Annotated in this window: 19 protein-coding genes and 1 tRNA gene; 9 read left to right on the top strand and 11 right to left on the bottom strand. The window is 60.0% G+C overall.

Annotated elements, in window-relative coordinates; translation table 11 throughout:
- Positions 1 to 144: 144 nt before the first annotated feature.
- On the bottom strand, positions 145 to 912 hold the full coding sequence (locus tag BM026_RS05080; protein WP_093527585.1) for a PLP-dependent aminotransferase family protein: 768 nt from the start codon (positions 910 to 912) through the stop codon (positions 145 to 147).
- Between the two features lie 337 nt (positions 913 to 1,249).
- On the opposite strand from BM026_RS05080, the gene BM026_RS05075 reads away from it, so the two are divergent.
- The 6 genes from BM026_RS05075 to BM026_RS05050 all read left to right on the top strand — a co-directional run bounded on the left by BM026_RS05075 (position 1,250) and on the right by BM026_RS05050 (position 7,136).
- Positions 1,250 to 1,924 (top strand): NAD(P)H-binding protein, encoded by a 675-nt coding sequence (locus BM026_RS05075; protein ID WP_093527583.1) that lies wholly within the window; start codon positions 1,250 to 1,252, stop codon positions 1,922 to 1,924.
- On the top strand, positions 1,924 to 2,832 hold the full coding sequence (locus BM026_RS05070; protein WP_092241342.1) for a LysR family transcriptional regulator: 909 nt from the start codon (positions 1,924 to 1,926) through the stop codon (positions 2,830 to 2,832). Before BM026_RS05075 ends, BM026_RS05070 begins: the two co-directional genes overlap by 1 nt.
- An 89-nt stretch (positions 2,833 to 2,921) precedes the next feature.
- Entirely contained in the window at positions 2,922 to 4,115 is a 1,194-nt protein-coding gene (locus BM026_RS05065) for a CaiB/BaiF CoA transferase family protein (protein WP_092241344.1), read from the top strand.
- Positions 4,112 to 5,053 (top strand): hydroxymethylglutaryl-CoA lyase, encoded by a 942-nt coding sequence (locus BM026_RS05060; RefSeq protein ID WP_093527581.1) that lies wholly within the window; start codon positions 4,112 to 4,114, stop codon positions 5,051 to 5,053. Before BM026_RS05065 ends, BM026_RS05060 begins: the two co-directional genes overlap by 4 nt.
- Positions 5,054 to 5,112: 59 nt before the next feature.
- Positions 5,113 to 6,444: an MFS transporter gene (locus BM026_RS05055; RefSeq protein ID WP_093527579.1), complete on the top strand. Its 1,332-nt coding sequence runs from the start codon at positions 5,113 to 5,115 to the stop codon at positions 6,442 to 6,444.
- 164 nt (positions 6,445 to 6,608) lie between these two features.
- Complete coding sequence (locus BM026_RS05050) at positions 6,609 to 7,136, top strand: DUF4142 domain-containing protein (protein WP_071488912.1); 528 nt, start codon at positions 6,609 to 6,611, stop codon at positions 7,134 to 7,136.
- Between the two features lie 55 nt (positions 7,137 to 7,191).
- Here BM026_RS05050 and BM026_RS05045 read toward each other — a convergent pair whose 3' ends face one another.
- The 5 genes from BM026_RS05045 to BM026_RS05025 form a co-directional block, all read right to left on the bottom strand.
- Positions 7,192 to 7,617, bottom strand: a complete 426-nt coding sequence (locus BM026_RS05045) for a low affinity iron permease family protein (RefSeq protein ID WP_092241350.1) — start codon at positions 7,615 to 7,617, stop codon at positions 7,192 to 7,194.
- Between the two features lie 81 nt (positions 7,618 to 7,698).
- The gene (locus BM026_RS05040) at positions 7,699 to 8,199 is read right to left on the bottom strand and encodes a methylated-DNA--[protein]-cysteine S-methyltransferase (RefSeq protein ID WP_092241352.1); all 501 of its coding nucleotides are present in this window, start codon (positions 8,197 to 8,199) and stop codon (positions 7,699 to 7,701) included.
- Between the two features lie 90 nt (positions 8,200 to 8,289).
- Complete coding sequence (locus BM026_RS05035; protein ID WP_071488915.1) at positions 8,290 to 8,700, bottom strand: type II toxin-antitoxin system HicB family antitoxin; 411 nt, start codon at positions 8,698 to 8,700, stop codon at positions 8,290 to 8,292.
- Positions 8,701 to 8,722: 22 nt separating this feature from the next.
- Positions 8,723 to 8,905 carry a type II toxin-antitoxin system HicA family toxin gene (locus BM026_RS05030; RefSeq protein WP_093527577.1) on the bottom strand — a complete coding sequence of 61 codons (183 nt, stop codon included), beginning with the start codon at positions 8,903 to 8,905 and terminating at the stop codon, positions 8,723 to 8,725.
- A gap of 168 nt (positions 8,906 to 9,073) precedes the next feature.
- Complete coding sequence (locus BM026_RS05025) at positions 9,074 to 9,967, bottom strand: LysR family transcriptional regulator (protein ID WP_093527575.1); 894 nt, start codon at positions 9,965 to 9,967, stop codon at positions 9,074 to 9,076.
- A 95-nt stretch (positions 9,968 to 10,062) separates the two neighbouring features.
- On the opposite strand from BM026_RS05025, the gene BM026_RS05020 reads away from it, so the two are divergent.
- Both BM026_RS05020 and BM026_RS05015 read left to right on the top strand, forming a co-directional pair.
- Positions 10,063 to 11,226, top strand: coding sequence for an MFS transporter (locus BM026_RS05020; protein ID WP_093527573.1), 1,164 nt, complete (start codon positions 10,063 to 10,065; stop codon positions 11,224 to 11,226).
- The gene (locus BM026_RS05015; RefSeq protein ID WP_093527571.1) at positions 11,223 to 12,392 is read left to right on the top strand and encodes an MFS transporter; all 1,170 of its coding nucleotides are present in this window, start codon (positions 11,223 to 11,225) and stop codon (positions 12,390 to 12,392) included. The genes BM026_RS05020 and BM026_RS05015 overlap by 4 nt, the downstream gene beginning before the upstream one ends.
- Before the next feature lie 404 nt (positions 12,393 to 12,796).
- On the opposite strand, the gene BM026_RS05010 is transcribed toward BM026_RS05015, so the two are convergent.
- The 5 genes from BM026_RS05010 to BM026_RS04990 form a co-directional block, all read right to left on the bottom strand.
- Positions 12,797 to 12,870: transfer RNA gene (locus tag BM026_RS05010), tRNA-Gly, on the bottom strand.
- 215 nt (positions 12,871 to 13,085) lie between these two features.
- Positions 13,086 to 13,970 (bottom strand): alpha/beta fold hydrolase, encoded by an 885-nt coding sequence (locus tag BM026_RS05005; protein WP_071488919.1) that lies wholly within the window; start codon positions 13,968 to 13,970, stop codon positions 13,086 to 13,088.
- Between the two features lie 305 nt (positions 13,971 to 14,275).
- Positions 14,276 to 14,968 (bottom strand): pseudouridine synthase, encoded by a 693-nt coding sequence (locus BM026_RS05000; RefSeq protein WP_092241364.1) that lies wholly within the window; start codon positions 14,966 to 14,968, stop codon positions 14,276 to 14,278.
- Positions 14,968 to 15,180, bottom strand: coding sequence for a cysteine-rich CWC family protein (locus BM026_RS04995; protein WP_071488921.1), 213 nt, complete (start codon positions 15,178 to 15,180; stop codon positions 14,968 to 14,970). Before BM026_RS04995 ends, BM026_RS05000 begins: the two co-directional genes overlap by 1 nt.
- Positions 15,181 to 15,254: 74 nt before the next feature.
- The gene (locus tag BM026_RS04990) at positions 15,255 to 16,877 is read right to left on the bottom strand and encodes a methyl-accepting chemotaxis protein (protein ID WP_092241366.1); all 1,623 of its coding nucleotides are present in this window, start codon (positions 16,875 to 16,877) and stop codon (positions 15,255 to 15,257) included.
- 262 nt (positions 16,878 to 17,139) lie between these two features.
- Between BM026_RS04990 and BM026_RS04985 the strand changes: the two genes are divergently transcribed.
- The gene (locus tag BM026_RS04985) at positions 17,140 to 17,505 is read left to right on the top strand and encodes a hypothetical protein (protein ID WP_083351549.1); all 366 of its coding nucleotides are present in this window, start codon (positions 17,140 to 17,142) and stop codon (positions 17,503 to 17,505) included.
- Positions 17,506 to 17,547 lie beyond the last annotated feature (42 nt).

The raw sequence follows: 17,547 nt of genomic DNA, 5'->3' as shown, positions 1-17,547 counted from the left end.
TGAGTTCTGAACAAATCGTCGGAAGTCGGGTTATATGAATCGTGCCGTTTGAAACTCTTCATTTTTGAAACGTGTGTAATTCAGCGAGCACGTTTATTTTCTTCTATCAGACTCAGGAACCTTGAGCAAAATAAACGTATTGTTTCATGGGTCATATCTTGCAATGATTAAGGTTTGATCGTCTAGCGTTTGAAAATTAGGGCGGATGAAGCCTTTTCCTTTATCCCCAAAAGCCGACAGAGCATGCGAGTCGTCCAGATATAAAAATAGACCATAGCGGGATTTAAGGTAGATCAAACCGTCAATATCCGCCTTTCCACCCATGCTGTAGATGCCATCGGCTACGTAGGCGACTTTCTTGTGTTTCTTACATGATTCATCAATGAAGTCTATGTCATTATGCGGCGCTGTTATTACTTCTGTTTCATCCGCGCAGGAGGCCTTCATATAGTTCATTGAATAGTGAGAATGTCTGTCGAATATCATCGTAGGGGGGACGTTTTTGGTAAACGCTCCGCTGGCAAGTAAGGGCAGTAATCCAGCGCTGGCCGCGCTGCAAGATAAGGTGCTCAGACAGATTGAGTCGAAAAGCGTTGAAAGCGCTGTTTCATATTGTTCGAGCATGTCCAGCTTGCATCTATTTTTTGAGTTCGCTACTCGCAGGGTCTTGGCTTTGAGTATCCCTTCGATAGCGCCATCCAGTATTTGCTGGTTGTAATCAAGTCCGAGGTAGGAGGTGGTACAGAAATTTTGAAGTTCACGGCCGTATTGGTCGACAAAGCAGTTGTTGCTTTTGATGATTGCATTAAGTTCACAGGTTAGTCCTTCTTTGGCCGATTCCCAGTCTTGGTTGGAGGTTTGAATGATTTTTTTATAGTTTGAGAATTTGTTGGTTGACCTGGAGCTTTCCATTTTTCTGTCCTTGGCGATGGAGAGAAATAACACTAATGGGAATTTTTTTGAAGGTTAAGTCAGGACTTTCTTTTTGAGGTGACAGTCGGCGGATATTTTGATGTGTGTAACTTCCTACAATTTTCATTGGCGTGTATTCATCTGCACTGAATGGGTAACGAGATCAAGGCGTTTTTTATCGTGGTGTTTCGAGCTATACCCAGAGGCGTCGTACGATTTGATGAAGTCACCTGTCACCATATTGAGTAAGGTGGTAGTGCAAGGGCCTAATGTGACGATAGCCTCCGAAGACCTGTCTCTCAGGTAGTCAAAACCAGCGGGATGAAGGGAGTAGTGGATGAGAGTTCTGTTATTCGGTGCCACCGGCATGGTCGGCCAGGGCGTGCTGCGGGAGTGCCTGCTGGCCGCCGACGTGCAGGAAGTGGTCGCCGTCGGTCGCACGCCCCTGACCCAGGAACACGGCAAGCTGCACCAGGTGTTGCACAGCGACATGCTGGATTTCCAACCCCTGGAAAACCTGCTGCAAGGCTTTGATGCGTGTTTCTTCTGCCTCGGCGTTTCATCGGCGGGCATGAATGAAGCCAGGTACACCCACCTCACCTACGACCTCACCCTGGTCGCCGCCAGCACCCTGGCGCGGCTCAACCCGCAGATGACCTTTATCTATGTGTCCGGCGCCGGTACCGACAGTTCCGAGGCGGGCAAGTCGATGTGGGCACGGGTCAAGGGCAAGACCGAGAACGCTTTGCTGCGCCTGCCGTTCAAGGCGGTGTATGTGTTTCGGCCGGGGGTGATCCAGCCGCTGCATGGCGTGCGCTCGAAGACGCCGTTGTATCAGTGGTTTTATTCCGTGCTTGGGCCGTTGCTGTCGTTTGTACGGCGGCTGAAACCGGGTTGGGTAGTGAGTACCGAGACGGTGGGCCGGGCCATGTTGCAGGCGGCCAGCCACGGCGCGCCGCAGCCGGTGGTGGAACAGGCCGGGATCAACCGGCTGGCCAGCGAGCGTTGCTGATGCTGCACAAGAGTCTGGTGCGTCGGCTGGACCTGATCACGCTGCAGTTGTTCGTCGCGGTGTTCGAGGAAGGCACGCTGACCCGTGCCGCCAACCGCGAAGCCATCGCCGTGTCCGCCGCCAGCAAGCGCTTGATGGAACTGGAGCAGGTGCTGGGCGTGAGCCTGTTCGTGCGGCGGGCCAAGGGCATGGACCTGACGGCCGCCGGTGAAACCCTGCTGCACCATGCGCGGCAGATGCTGTTCAACGTCGAGAAGATGGGCCTGGAACTGGGCGAACACAGCCATGGCGTGCGCGGCTATGTGCGGATGTTGGCCAATCTGTCGGCGATCATTGAGTTCCTGCCGGAAGACCTGCGGGACTTTTCCGAACTGCACCCCGCAGTCAAAACCGATCTGGAAGAACGCCCCAGCAAAGGCGTGGTGCAGGGCGTACTGGATGGCGTCGCGGACCTGGGGATCTGCTCCAGTGACACCGACACCAAAGGCCTGCCCAGCGTGACCTATCGCCACGACAAACTGGTGGTGCTGATGCCGAAGGATCATCCACTGGCGAGCCGCGAAAGCCTGGCCTTCGCCGAAACCCTCGACAGCGACTATGTCGGCCTGCACGCCGCCAGCTCCATCAATATGCGCACCCACGCGGCTGCACGCGAGGCGGGCAAGCTGCTGCGCCTGCGCATTCACGTGCCGGGGTTTGATGCGATGTGCCGGATGGTGCAGGCCAATATGGGCATCGGCATCCTGCCGCAGAAAGCCTATGAATTATTTGGTCGCGCACTGGGTTTGCATGCCGTACCACTGACGGACGATTGGTCGGATCGCAGCCTGATCCTGGTGGTGCGCGATGAAACCCAACTGTCACCGGTCAGTCGATTGTTGTTCGATTATTTGAGCGTTCGCGTTTAGCGAACGCTGCTTGCCAACTGACGGTTGGATTTCTCCTGCATCGGCCCTCTAGTCTTGGCCGCACATTCCAAGAATAAGAGGTACACCCGATGACGGCTCCCCTGAGCGGTATCAAGGTGATCGAGATCGGCACCCTGATTGCCGCGCCGTTCGCCGCCCGGCTGATGGCCGAGTTTGGCGCCGAGGTGATCAAGATCGAAGCCATGGGCCAGGGCGACCCACTTCGCAAATGGCGAAAGCTGCACGAAGGCACGTCGCTGTGGTGGTACCTGCAATCGCGCAACAAGAAGTCCCTGGCGCTGGACCTCAAGTCCCCGGAAGGCCTGGACCTGATCAAGCAATTGCTCGGCGACGCCGACGTGCTCATCGAAAACCTGCGCCCCGGCGGCCTGGAAAAGCTCGGCCTCGGCTGGGACGTGCTGCACGCTCTCAACCCGAAGCTGACCCTGGTGCGTATCTCCGGCTATGGCCAGACCGGCCCGTATCGCGACCGTCCGGGTTTCGGCGCGATCGGCGAAGCCATGGGCGGCATCCGCTACACCACCGGCAACCCGGACTCGCCACCGGCGCGGGTCGGCGTGAGCCTGGGGGATTCGTTGGCTTCACTGCACGGTGTGATCGGCGCACTGATGTCGCTGCTGCGGGTCAAGACCGGCCAGGGCGATGGGCAGATTGTTGATGTGTCCCTGGCCGAAAGCGTGTTCAACCTGATGGAAAGCCTGGTGCCGGAATACGACATGCTCGGCCATGTGCGTGAACGCAGCGGCGGCGCCTTGCCGGGCATTGCGCCGTCCAACACCTACCTGACCGCCGACGGGGCCTACGTGGTGATCGCCGGCAACAGCGACCCGATCTACAAGCGCCTGATGCACACCATCGGCCGCGCCGACCTGGCCGAAGCGCCCGAGTTCGCCCACAACGATGGCCGCGCCGCCAAGAGCGGTTTGCTCGACGCCGCGATTACCCACTGGACCAGCAACCTGCCCATCGAGCAGGTGCTCAGCGCCCTGGAAGCCGCCGAAGTGCCGGCCGGACGCATCTACTCCGTGGCGGATATCGTCAGCGACCCGCATTACCAGGCGCGTGAGATGTTGCTCAATGCCGAGCTGCCCGGCGGTGTATCGGTGAAGATGCCGGGCATCGTACCCAAACTGTCGGAAACCCCAGGCGGCGTGAACTGGCAAGGCCCGACCCTGGGCCAGCACACCGACGAAATTCTTGGCAGCCTGGGCCTGGCCGGTGCCGATATCCAACGCCTGAAAACCTCGGGAGTGGTGCAATGATTTCAGACTATTGCGACCCGCTGATCGTGCAGGAAGTCTCCCCGCGCGATGGCCTGCAAATCGAGCCGACCTGGGTCGAAACAGCGGACAAGATCGCCTTGATCGATCAGCTTTCCCTCGCTGGTTTCTCACGGATCGAAGCCGGTTCATTCGTGTCGCCCAAGGCCATCCCGGCGTTGCGTGATGGCGAGCAGGTGTTCCAGGGCATCGACCGTAAACCGGGTGTGATCTACGTGGCGCTGATCCCCAACCTCAAGGGCGCGCAGCGTGCCGTCGCGTCTCGCGCCGATGAATTGAACCTGGTGATGTCCGCCAGCCAGACCCACAACCTGGCCAATATGCGTATGCGTTGTGAAGCGTCGTTGGCGGCGTTTGGCGATATCACGCGCTTTGCCGCCGACCATCCGGTAAGGCTCAACGGCAGCATCGCCACCACCTTCGGTTGCCCGTTCGAGGGCAGGATCGATGAAGACCGCGTGCTGCGCATCGTTGACGCTTATCTCCAATTGGGCATCCAGGGCATCAGCCTGGCCGACACCACGGGCATGGCCAATCCGCGTCAGGTCGAACGCCTGGTCAAGCGCGTGTTGCAGCGCGTATCCGCCCGTGACCTGACCCTGCATTTCCACAACACTCGCGGTCTGGGTTTGTGCAATGTGCTGGCCGCTTATGAGGCCGGTGCCCGTCGCTTTGACGCGGCGCTCGGCGGCTTGGGCGGCTGTCCGTTTGCGCCGGGGGCGTCGGGCAATATCTGCACCGAAGACCTGGTGAACCTGTGCGACGAAGTCGGGATTCACACCGGGATCGATCTGCCGCACCTGCTGCACATGTCCCGCCGCTTGCCGGCCCTGCTGGGCCACGACCTGCCCGGCCAGGTCGCCAAGGCCGGGCGCAACGGCGACCTGCATGCGCCGCCGGCCTACATCGCCATGCTGTAACGCCGTACCAGACAACAAAAACAATCGGGCGCCGCTGAGCAGCCCGCTGGAGAGAAACCATGAGCACTCATACGTTGCAGGCCGGCGCGTGCCCGGCCGCAGAAATCAATGCCGAAAAAGCCCTGGTCAGCAAGGTCGCCTGGCGCCTGATGCCGCTGATCATGGTGTGCTACCTGTTCGCGTTTTTTGACCGGATCAACATCAGCTTCGCCAAGTTCCAGCTGCAAGCCGACCTGAGCCTGAGCGACACCGCCTATGGCCTGGGGGCCGGGCTGTTCGTGGTGGGGTATGTGATCTTCGAAGTGCCGAGCAACATGATGCTGTACAAGGTCGGCGCCCGGCGCTGGATTGCGCGGATCATGATGTCGTGGGGGCTGGCGACGGCGGCCATGGTGTTTGTCACGGCCGAGTGGCAGTTCTACGGCCTGCGCTTCATCATCGGCGCGATGGAGGCGGGTTTTGCGCCAGGCGTGCTGTATTACCTGACCTTATGGTTCCCGCAGCACTTCCGTGGGCGTATCACGTCGATGTTGTTCCTGGCCTCGGCGTTTGCCGGTCTGGTCGGTGCACCGTTCTCCGGCCTGGTGCTGGAACACCTCGACGGCGTGTTGCAAATGCGCGGCTGGCACTGGCTGTTCCTGCTCGGCGGCTTGCCTTGCATTGGCCTGGGTTTGCTGGTGCTGACGTTGCTCAAGGATCGCATCGAAGACGCCCATTGGCTGACGGCGGCAGAGAAGACGTTGCTGGCAAGCCGTATCGCCAAGCATGAGCCGAACCAGCACGGCGGTTCGCTGCTGTCGGCGATCCGCATCCCCGGGTTCCTGATGCTCGGTTTTATCTACTTCCTGATCCAGGTGGCGTCCTACGGCCTCAACTTCTGGGCGCCGCAATTGATCCGCAGCGCCGGCACCCAGAGCCCGGTGATGATCGGCCTGCTCACAGCGATTCCTTATGTGTGCGGCGCCATCAGCATGGTGGTAATCGGGCGGCTGTCGGATGCCACCGGCGAGCGGCGCAAGTTTGTCTGCGGCCTGGTGGTGCTGGGGGCGATAGGCTTTTTCAGTGCCGGGATTTTTGCCGACCACACCACCTTCCTGATCATCGCCCTGGGCATGTTGGGCGCGGGTATCATCGCCTCGATCCCGACCTTCTGGACCCTGCCACCCAAGTTGCTGGCCGGCGCCGGTGCAGGCGCGGCGGGAGGCATTGCGGTGATCAATACCCTCGGGCAGTTCGGCGGCATTGTCAGCCCGGTGATGGTGGGGCGGATCAAGGACCTCACCGGCAGCACCACCCCGGCGCTTTACGTGATCGGTGTGTGTGCGCTGTTGGCGGCGGCGCTGTTGCTGTGGGGGCTGCCGCAGAAGTTGCGCACCCTCGATAAAGGCTGATCGGCCCATTGAGGGCGAACACTGCAACGGTGGCAAGCCCGCCTGATTCGGTGATGACCGTTCGTCGCACTGACAAGTTTTTTCTAAACCTTTACCGCCCTCAAAATTCGAAATGAGGGCGGGGTGTATTCCCCGCCCCTATTTTTGCCCTGGAGGAACCCATCATGAGCCGCATGGCTATCCGGTTACGCACCGCCAGTTTCGCGATGCTGCTGGGCCTCGGCGCCAGCAATGCTTTCGCCCAGTCGCCTGCTGAATTCATCGAGCAGGCTTCGGCCAAAGGCATGGCCGATATCGAAACCAGCCGCATGGCCCACGCCAAGACCTCGTCCCAGGAAATCAAGGACTACACCATCGAGGTGATCAACGAGCGCACCCTGGCCAACCAGCACCTGGCGGCCATCGCCAAGAAGCTCGACCTGCCCGTGGCACCGCGCGAAAAGATTGTCGATAAAGCCGAAACCCTGATGCCCGAACTCAAGGACGGCGACTCCTTCGATGCGGCCTACACTGCGCAGCAAGTGAAGGAAAACGAAGACGCCATCGCCCTGTTCAAGCAGGAAGGTGCGGCGTCGGATGTGCCGGAAATCAAAGCCCTGGTCGATGAGACGCTGCCCAAGCTGGAGGAGCGTCTGCAAAAAGCCCGTGAATTGGCGTCGACCTATGGCAAAGGTCATCAAGGCGACGGTTGAGCCTGTCTCCTGAACTGAAAAAACGGCGGCTGGATCTTCTCCAACCGCCGTTTTTTCATGCCTGGTTCAAATCGGTCTTGGTCGCTGCCGCATCGTCGGCGGCATGACCACAACTGCTGTTCAGGCTTACCGTGCCGGCGTTGCCGATGCTGCGATATTCCTGGCGCAGTTTTTCCAGTTCCTTGCGATCCAGCCCATCCAGGCTAAGTACCGCATTCTGTGCATCCTTGGACACACGCAGTAGCTCGTCGATCTTGATATGCAGGATGTCGTTATCGCGGTTCTGCGTGTTCTGGATCAGGAACACCATCAAGAAGGTGATGATGGTGGTCGAGGTATTGATGATCAGTTGCCAGGTGTCGTTGTAGTGGAAATACGGCCCGCTCAAGCTCCACGCCAGGATCAGCGCCACTGCCGCGTAGAACGTGCGCGGGCTGCCGGCCCAGCGGGACAGGGATTGGGAGACTGCGGAGAATTTCATGACCGTTTTCCTTGGAAGGGTGATGAAGTTATGGACCGCAGGGAATCTTTGAAATTTCTTTTTACATTTGACCGACGCTTCTTAAAACGCCAATTCGACCTGGCCAGTACCTTCAAGCGCGAGCAAATATTGCTTGGCTTTCAACCCTCCGGCAAACCCGGTCAAGCCGCCCGACGCGCCAATGACCCGATGGCACGGCGCAATGATCGAAATCGGGTTACGTCCATTGGCCGCGCCCACTGCGCGAACGGCTTTAGGGTTACCGATCTGCTGGGCAATTTGGCTGTAGCTGCGGGTTTCGCCAAAGGGAATGGTGAGCAGCGCCTGCCAGACCTGCTTCTGAAAATCGGTGCCGGTAAAGTCCAGCTCAAGTTCGAACTGGTTGCGGTTGCCGGCAAAGTACTCGTGCAACTGGCGTTCGGTCTCCAGCAACACCGGGCTGTCATTGGCCTCGTGCAGTTCACCCAGGCGCACGCGGTTGGCGCGTTCTTCTGCCCAGAGGATGGCGCTGAGTTTGCCAGCACGCGCCACGAGGGTGAGTACGCCGACAGGCGAAGGCATGAGCTTGTATTCGTAGGACATGAGCGGGCTCCTGGGTAGGCGGGGTAGCGTTGAATCTAGACCACGCCGCCCAACTGGAAACTACGTTTCTTGCGATTGAATTCGATTTGTTCAGTGGTCCTGCTGTAACACTTTAAGTGCCGCTGAAGCCAGAAAGCCGGAACGGCTTTTTTCTTCCGGGTGGTGCAGCACATATTCATCGATGCGGTTCAGCAGATAACCGGGCAGCGTGATGTTCAGCTTCTGCGCCTTGCCCAGGTACTTGGTGACATCAATGTCCACCACCGCCCAGGTGCAACCTGCATATTGAGGGTTGGCGGCGTGCAAGGTGACCTTTTGCGCGCTGGGAATCGGTGCACCGTCTTCCGCCAGGATCTCGAAGTGTCCTTCAATGGCTTCGCGGGCCATGGCCATGGCGTCGTCCAGGTCATCGCCGGCGGAGTAGCAGCCGGGAATATCCGGGACTTCCACGCCCCAGGCGTGGTCGTCGTCGCCGGTTGAAATTGCAATCGGGTAAAGCATGTCTGTTGTCCTCCACGGACGGTTAACTCAGCAGAGCCTGTTTCAAAATGCTCTTGGCGGTCTTGTCCAACAGGTCCTTCTTTGGATGGGGAATCGTCACCAGCCCCGGTTTTGTCGGGTGCTTGAAGTGGTGATGGCTGCCTCTGATGCATACCAGATACCAACCGTCCGCAACGATGTGACCTATCAAATATCGGCTATCCACAACACCTCCTTGTGGTGTGTGATGGTGGTGACTATAACCACTGAAATGAAATTATCAACACTCTACCTACCAGTGGTCGATGACCGGCGTTTTGGCAGGTGGTCAAGAGAGTGTATGAGCGCGGCGGAATGGCGCCGCAAGGAGGTATTGCGAGGTTTTGCAGCGGCGTTACCGGACCTTTAGCGTCTGTGCAATGACTGCGAGAAACGCATCAACCAGTACACTTTTTGATTCTGTTCGGGTCAGTACCAACAGCTGCGCACACGCATCCGCTTCCACCAACGGCCTGTACGTCACGCCTTTATTCACCAGGCTCTGCGTACACGCCGGCACCAACGCCACGCCTTGTCCGGCGGCCACCAGCGCAATGATCGAGGTGATCTGCCGCCCGGTCGGGCCTGGGCGTAACGGCTGGCCGTGGTGCCGGTAAAGCTGTTCGATGGACTGGTTGAGCCCCGAGCCATAATCCGCTGGAAACAGAATCAACGGGTAGGCACAGAGCTGCGCCAGGCTGACGTTGGGTTGATTGGCCAACGGGCTGTCGCTGGACACAGCGGCCACCAGGCGTTCTTCACCCAGGGACAGCGCTTGCACCGCTTCGCCTTGGGGCAACAGGCGACTCAGGCCGATATCCAGCCGCCCATCTGTCACCTGCGCACCCAGGCTGCCCGAGGCGCATTCCACCAGGGTCAATTGCACATCGGGAAAGCGTTGGGCAAACGCCTGGATCGCCTGGCTGAACAGGTCCGACAGTGCGATCGAGCTGACATAGCCTAACGCCAGTTGCCCGGCCGTACCTGCCGCGAGTTTGCCGGCGATCACCTGTGCCAATTCCACCTGCTCCAGTACGCCGCGTGCATAGGGCAGGAATGAGCGGCCTTGCGCGGTGAGGGTGACCGTGCGGCTGGTGCGGTCGAACAGCTTGAAGCCCAGCTCGGTTTCCAGCGCCGAGATCTGTCGCGTCAGCGGCGGTTGCGCCAGGTGCAGGCGAATAGCTGCGCGGCCGAAGTGCAATTCTTCGGCGACGGTCAGAAAGTAACGCAGTTTGCGTAGGTCGAGCATCCTGGTCCTTGGGTATTGATCGGTCCGAAATCGGTATTGGTTCAAGACCTGCCGGCCATTCTATAAAGACCTCACAAAATAAAACGAGAGGTTTCATGAAACCGCGCCTGCATTGTGCCCGTCTTGCCCTGTTCCTGTGTGGCTGCGCGGCGTTCCTCAACCTGTATGCCACACAGAGCATTCTCCAGACATTTGCTACGCAGTTTCACATCAGCGCCAAGGCGGCGGGGTGGAGCATCACCGTGACGACGCTGGCCGTGGCGATCACTGCGCCGTTTGTCAGCCGCCTGACCGGGCGCTTCGAACCACGCACGGTGATCAGCGCAGCGGCTTTGCTGTTGGCGCTGCCGTCACTGATGACCGCCTGGGCCGACAGCTTTGCCGAAGTGTTGGTGTGGCGGTGTGTGGCGGGTGTGTTGATCCCGGTGGTGTTCGCCACCAGCGTGGCGTATATCGGCGACCGCTGGCGTGGCGGTACGCTGACGGAGGTCACCAGCCTGTATGTGGCAGGGACCGTGCTGGGTGGGTTCGCCGGGCGTTTCATCACAGGCGTCGTGACTGAATATGTCGGCTGGCGCGAAGCCTTTGAATGGCTGGCGGTGCTGAGCCTGATGGTGGGTGGGTTTATCCAGTTTCTGTTGCCGATGAGTCGTGCGCGATCAGAGAAGGTTCAACCCTCGTTCTCGGCGGTTTTTAGCAAGCCTTTGCTGGCTGCCTACGCCGTAGGATTTTGTGTGTTGTTCTCACAGGTCGCAGCGTTTACCTACGCAGGTTTGTACCTTGGATTACCGCCCTTCAGCCTGGGGCCTGCGGCATTGGGCGCGCTGTATATGGTGTTTTTGCTGGCGCTGATCGTGATCCCCATCGCCGGGCGCCTCAGCAAATCCCGGCCCCACTCCGAACTGCTGAGTGTGGCTGCGCTACTGGGCATCAGCGGCTCGGCGCTGACGCTGGTGCCTTCCTTGTGGTGCATCGTGGTGGGCCTGGCCCTCAGTTCTACCGGCGTATTCCTCGCGCAGTCGGCAGTCAACGCGTTCACCACGGCAACGGCCCGTGACAATAAGGCAGGCGCTGTGGGGGTGTACCTCACGTGTTACTACCTGGGCGGCAGTTGCGGCGCCATTGTCCCGGCATTGATCTGGGAACGCTGGGGCTGGGCCGGGTGTGTGGCGCTGATTATCACCTTCCAGGTGTTGACCTTGCTGATCGCCCTGACCGGCTGGAGGCCCGCCAAACCCCAACTGATCCCGACGCCATGAATGCCATCCCACCCCGCCGTCGCACGCTGATCGCCGGCTGCAGCGCCCACGCCGTGCATGATGGCCTGACCGATGTCATCTACGTGCTGCTGCCGATCTGGCAAACACAGTTCGCCTTGTCCTACGCCCAGGTCGGGCTGTTGCGCGGTGCCTATTCCGGGATGATGGCGGTGTTCCAGCTCATGGCCAGCCGCGCCGCAAAACGCTGGGGCCGAGTGCCGATGCTGGTCGGCGGAACCGCGCTCGCCGGCACGGCTTACCTGTTGGTGAGCCAGGCCACCGGGCTGGTGATGCTATTGCTGGCGCTGCTGCTCGGTGGGCTGGGGGCCAGTAGCCAACACCCGCTGGCGTCTTCGATGATCAGCGATGCCTACGAAGACGGTGGCGGAATCAAGCAGGCGTTGTCCCAGTACAACTTCTCCGGCGACATCGGCAAAACCCTGATCCCCGGTCTGGTCGGCCTGTTGCTCACGCTGATCAGTTGGCGCGCCAGTGCCACGTTGCTGGGGTTGCTGGGGTTGGCGGCGGCGGGGTTGCTGTGGTGGCTTATTCCTGCGCAAACATCCGAAGCGTCCTCGACCAAAAAAGCCAAACCCTTCACCGGAACAGGCTCCGTCACCGGTCTGCGCGCACTGATCCTCACCGGCACCCTCGACAGCGCCGTGCGCATGGGTTTTCTCACCTTCCTGCCGTTTCTGCTGCAGGCCAAGGGGGCCGGCACCGCCGGTATTGGCCTGGCCCTGACCCTGCTGTTTATCGGCGGCGCGTTCGGCAAATTATTCTGCGGCTACCTGGGCGCACGCATCGGCATTATGAAGACGGTGTGGTTGACGGAGGGCTGCACGGTACTGCTGATCGTGGCGGCGGTGTACCTGCCGTTGAGCGGGTTGATGGTGATGTTGCCGGTGCTGGGGCTGGTGCTCAACGGCACGTCTTCGGTGTTGTACGGTGCGGTGCCCGATCTGGCACCAGCAGAGAAACGCGAACAGGCGTTCGCCGTGTTCTACACCGGCACGATTGGTGGCGGGGCGCTGGCGCCGGTGGTGCTCGGCGGGGTGGGGGATGCGCTGGGCGTGACGGTGGCGGTGATGCTGCTGGCCGGGATGTTGGGGGTGACGTTGCCGTTGGCGTGGGTGGTGCAGCGGGGAATTCACTCAAGCGGTTGAGTGTCTGGCGGTATGTCCAGCTCGGGCGGCGTTGGTCCAGGAGCCAACGCCTTGTACAGACTCCAGGCCGCCCATACCACGGGGGAGGAAAGCCGAAAAACACAATGTGCATCTACGCGTTGACCGCTGAAGTCTGATCTTGCGAAGTTGCCTACACGCTCATCGGAACGCGTTGGGTTGTACACCATGGGAAGGCTATTTATGGTTTGTCAGCCGCTACATGCTCGATGGCAACTGCACGCAACGCATAAAGTGTGCCGGTATCCCGAAAGCTACCCGGTTCACTCGCCTGCGTGCAGTTGCCACCCTCCCATCAAATTCAACGCATAAAAAAACCGGCCACCAAAGGACCGGTTTTTTGCATCCCTCGTCAGAGACAACCTGACGCGGAACGAGAGTCTGAGTGGAGCGGGTAGAGGGAATCGAACCCTCGTCGGAAGCTTGGGAAGCTACTGTTCTACCATTAAACTATACCCGCTCAGAGCGGCTGACTTTGTACCAGAAGTTCGCCGGGATTTGAAGTTTTTCTTCAAAAAAATGTGTGGGTTACAGATGTCTCACACATCGACAAGCGAACCCATTGCAGGAGCGAGCTTGCTCGCGAAAGACTCAAGAGCGCCACGTTCTCTCAGGAGACGAGCGTTATCGTTGACGTTCTTCGCGGGCAAGCCCGCTCTTGCAAGGGGGCGTGTTTCAGAGTGCAAAGGCATGTTGTGCCGGGCCGGTCTGATAACGCAATCGGCTGACCTGGCGCTCCGGTTTCAAGAAGCCCACCACCGCATCCCGGCTGTCCCGACAGGCGGCCTTGTGCTCCATGTCCAGGAAATGCCCCGTGGCCTGGATCGTGCTGAAGCTGCTTTTTGCCACATGCTGGCCAAACAGCTTGGCATCCTGGGCGCTGGTGTATTCGTCCCATTCACCGTTCAAAAACAACACCGGGATGTCAATCTGTCTGGCCGCCTTGAGGTAGCACAGGCGGTCACTGTTGAGCACATGGCTGATGTGGAAGTGCATCTGCCCATACTCGTGCTCGGCCAGGCTGCTCACGTGCTTGTAGTTGAAGCGCTTGAACAGTGACGGCAGGTGTTTGCCGATGGTGCTGTTGACCAGGTGGCCGACGCGATCGCGGTCGAGGTTGCCGAGGTAGTCGACGCCGCGTTCCAGGTAGTCGCGCATGGGCGCGTTGATCACTGGGGAGAACGAGCTGATCACGGCTTTTTCCACGCGACGTGGCCGGTGGGCGAGGGCGACCAGGGTGGCGGCACCGCCCCAGGAAAACGACAGCACATGTTCAGCGGCAAAGTGGTCGATGAGCTCCAGCAGGATCTGGCCTTCGACTTCCTTCGTCAGCATCTGCTCATGGCGGTTATGGATTTTGGAGCGACCGGCGTAGGGCTGGTCGTACAAAACCACATTGAACTGCGGGTACAGGCTTTTCACGGTTTGGGCGAAGGATGCCGTGGTGGCCATGGAGCCGTTGACCAGGATGATGGTCTTTGCAGCAACGTCCGCGCGATAGAACTCCGTGTAAACCCGATACTGACCCTGTATATCCAACACAGCGATTTCTGGCCTCATGTCGTAAGACTCCTGGCAAGCGGGTAGGGCGCGCAGATCACTCTGCACGAGCTTTGTGACAGGTAGGCATACGCCTGGAAAAGGAGGGCCCATGTCGATCCGATGACGGCTGGCCGACGGGTGTTGTTGTGACGGGCTGTTTGCCTGGAAGGCCCGTAGATCAAGCGCGGGCGGGGCAAGGTGTTTCTTGGAGGTTATAGGCGACTCGCCAGTCATATTTGAACTGGTGATCCTGATTCAAGCAGTCGAGTCGGTACCTCGCAAGGTGACCTGGCGGTTTTTTGCTATCAGCGGCTGAACGGTCGTCAGACCTGTCGGATTTCGTCGTCAGTCAGCGCCCGATACTGGCCGGGCGCAAGGGTCGCATCCAGCACCAGGGGGCCCATGCGCTCGCGGTGCAGGCCGATGACCTTGTTATCAAAGTGCCCGAACATGCGCTTCACCTGGTGATAACGCCCTTCGATGATGCTCAAGCGAGCGCGTCTCGGCCCGAGCAACTCCAACTCGGCAGGTTGGGTGGTCAGGTCTTCGAAGGCGAAGTACATCCCCTTGGCAAATGTCATTGCGTATTCGGGGCCGATAGCCTGTTCGGTCTCGACGAGATAGACCTTGGGCAACTTGGTCTGCGGTTGCGTCAGGCGCCGCGACCATTGGCCGTCGTTGGTGATCAGCATCAGGCCGGTGGTGTTGAAGTCCAGACGACCGGCAATGTGCAATTCGCCTTTGTCCGGCTCATCGAGTAAATCCAGAACCGTCGGATGTTGCGGATCAGAGGTGGCGCTCACGCACCCCCGGGGCTTGTGCAGCATGAAGTAACGCGCCGGTTTGCCTGCCTGCAGCACCTCATCGTCAACGCTCACTCGGCTGAATTCCCGCACCTCGTGATGGGGGTCGCTGACGGCCACGCCATCCACCGCCACACGCCGCTCAACCAACAGCAGGCGCACTTGCTTGCGATTGAAGCGCGGCAGGTTACTGAGGAAACGATCCACCCGCATTACGTCGGCTCAACCCTACGCAGTTGCTCATCGACCTGGGCACAGCGCGGGCACAGGCAGGCCTGGTTGCGCAGTTCATCGGGCAGGGCCTGGAGCACCGCCGGGTCGATGGTGACGCTGTAGCACCAGCAGGCCTGGTCAACCGTACGTGGGTCAGCCAGGCTGCAGTCGTTGCGTGCACCGCAGGCGGGGCAAAGGGTGGGTGTGGTCATGGGCTGGTTCGGGCAAGGTTGCGGATGATTCCGCCAGGCCCTGTACGATACAGGGCCGTCCCCGCCCAGGCCACTCAGAGCTGGAACTTGCTGACCAGCACGTTGAACGAGGTGGCCAGGCGCGACAGGTCCTGGCTGGAGGCGTTGGTCTGATGGGCGCCGGCGGCCGTCTGGGTGGACAGGTCCTGGATGTTCAGCAGGTTGCGGTCCACTTCGCGGGCCACCTGGGCCTGTTCCTCCGAGGCCGAGGCGATCACCAGGTTGCGTTCATTGATCTTCGCCACGCTGGTGGTGATCCGTTGCAGCGCTTCGCCGGCGTTCTGCGCCAGGGTCTGGGTGTTGTTAGCCCAGGTCAGGCTCTTGTTCATCGCCGCGACGGCGTCGTCGGCACCGGTCTGCACTTCACCAATCATCTTTTCGATATCGACCGTGGACGTCTGGGTGCGATGGGCCAGGGCGCGCACTTCATCGGCGACCACGGCAAAACCGCGACCTTGCTCACCCGCACGGGCCGCTTCAATGGCCGCATTGAGCGCCAGCAGGTTGGTCTGGTCGGCGATGCCACGGATCACATCGATCACCTTGCCGATCTCCCGTACCTGCCCGGCGAGGTCTGCCACCGACTGCGTGGAGTCATTGATCTCAACCACCATCGAGCTCATGCCGGACACGGCCTGTTCCACTTGCTGGCGACCCTCTTCGGCTTCGGTGGTGGCCTGGCGCGAGGCTTCAGAGGTCGAGACGGCGTTGCTGGCCACTTCGTCCACGGCGGCGGTCATCTGGTTGACGGCGGTGGCCGCCTGTTGGATCTCATCGTTCTGGCGGGTCAGGCCACGGCTGCTTTCATCGGTGACCGCACTCAGTTCTTCAGCCGCCGATGCAAGCTGGTCGGACGCGTTGGCGATTTCCACCAGGGTGCTTTTCAGGCCGCCCTGCATATCCGAGAGGGCCATCAGCAGTTGCCCGGCTTCGTCGGTACGCTCGGTGACGATGGCCTGGGTCAGGTCGCCCTGGGCAATGCGTTGGGCGTTCTGCACGGCTTGAGCGATGGGGCGGGTGATCAGGCGGGTGATCAACACACCGATGATGACCGCAATGATGAAGGCCAGCACAATGCCGCTGATCATCCAGGTCAAGGCACTGTTGCGCAGTTCCTCGGCAGCGATGGCGCCTTCCTTGATCTGGCGGTTGTTGGACTCGATCATCACGCGGATCAGCTCGCGTGCCTGGCGGAAGAGTTCATTATTGCTGGTGTTGAGTTGGGTGCGGGCCTGATCGACCTGGCCGCCGTCGAGCATCGCCATGATGCTTTCGGAGTTGCTGATGTAGCTGGGCCAGAGCAGGTCAAGCTTGTCTCCCGCTGCCCGTTCGTCGTCTTCCAGCGGCGTAGCGCGGTAGGTGGCGTACGCAGCCTGGCTGCGCTTGAGTTCCTGGGCGATATCCTGGCGCACACGGTCGCGATCCTGTGGGGAGACGTCGCCCTTGCTGGCATCCAGCAAGCGATACAAGCCACGGTTATGGGCCACTATGCCATTGAGGGTGGCGGCCGTGTTGCTGACCGAGACCAGGTTGTTGGAGAACGTCAGCTCCAGCGCTGACGAGAGGCGAACCACGCCTTTGATCCCCAGCAGGCCCACCCCCAGGGTGACCAGCGCGCACAGTAGGAATGAGAGCAGCAGTTTGGTTGAGATTTTCATGAGTCAGGTCCGGGCAGGGTAGCGAAGGGTGCACGCTAGAGCCTCCCTGGCCCTTGGCGATGTCATAGTGACATCATCGCAATTGAGAAAGTTGCGAGCCAGATAAATTTACTGAATCGATAAAGCGCACGTAGATGTTTCAACCTATTACGAAAACGCACCAGATTCAGTTTTTGATGTCAGATATTTCGTCATTCAATGAAAGTTGAGTGCCGCCCTCCAGCGTCGCTGGAGGCGCTCTTCCGCGGTCCAGGAGGCCGCCATGTATCGACGACTGCTGCTCAGCGCTTTACTCGGTCTGACCCTTTCCGCTTGCGTGCCCTATTACGATGGAGGCCAGAGCTACTATCGATCCGAGGTCTATACCTCACCGGCACCGGTGTATTACTACGGCGGCGGCACGGCGTATCAGTACCGCCGTGATTACTACCCCGCGCCGCGCTACTACGCGCCACAACCGCGCTACTACTCGGCCCCGCGTTATTACCAGCCGGCCCCGCGTTACTACGGGCCGCGTGCCGGTTACCGGCCGTATCCAAACCAGGGCTGGGGCGGAGGTCATTGGGGGAATGGTGGTGGACACGGTCGCGGCTCCGACCATGGAGGTGGCCGCGGCGGTCACCGTTGACGGGCCTGTACGGCAAGCGGCGCATGAAGCGCCGCTTTTTTT

Origin of the sequence: Pseudomonas sp. NFPP24, assembly GCF_900112095.1 — a bacterium.
GTDB lineage: Bacteria > Pseudomonadota > Gammaproteobacteria > Pseudomonadales > Pseudomonadaceae > Aquipseudomonas > Aquipseudomonas extremorientalis.
Note: the sequence above shows the minus strand (reverse complement) of the source record. Positions and strands in the feature narration are given on the sequence as shown.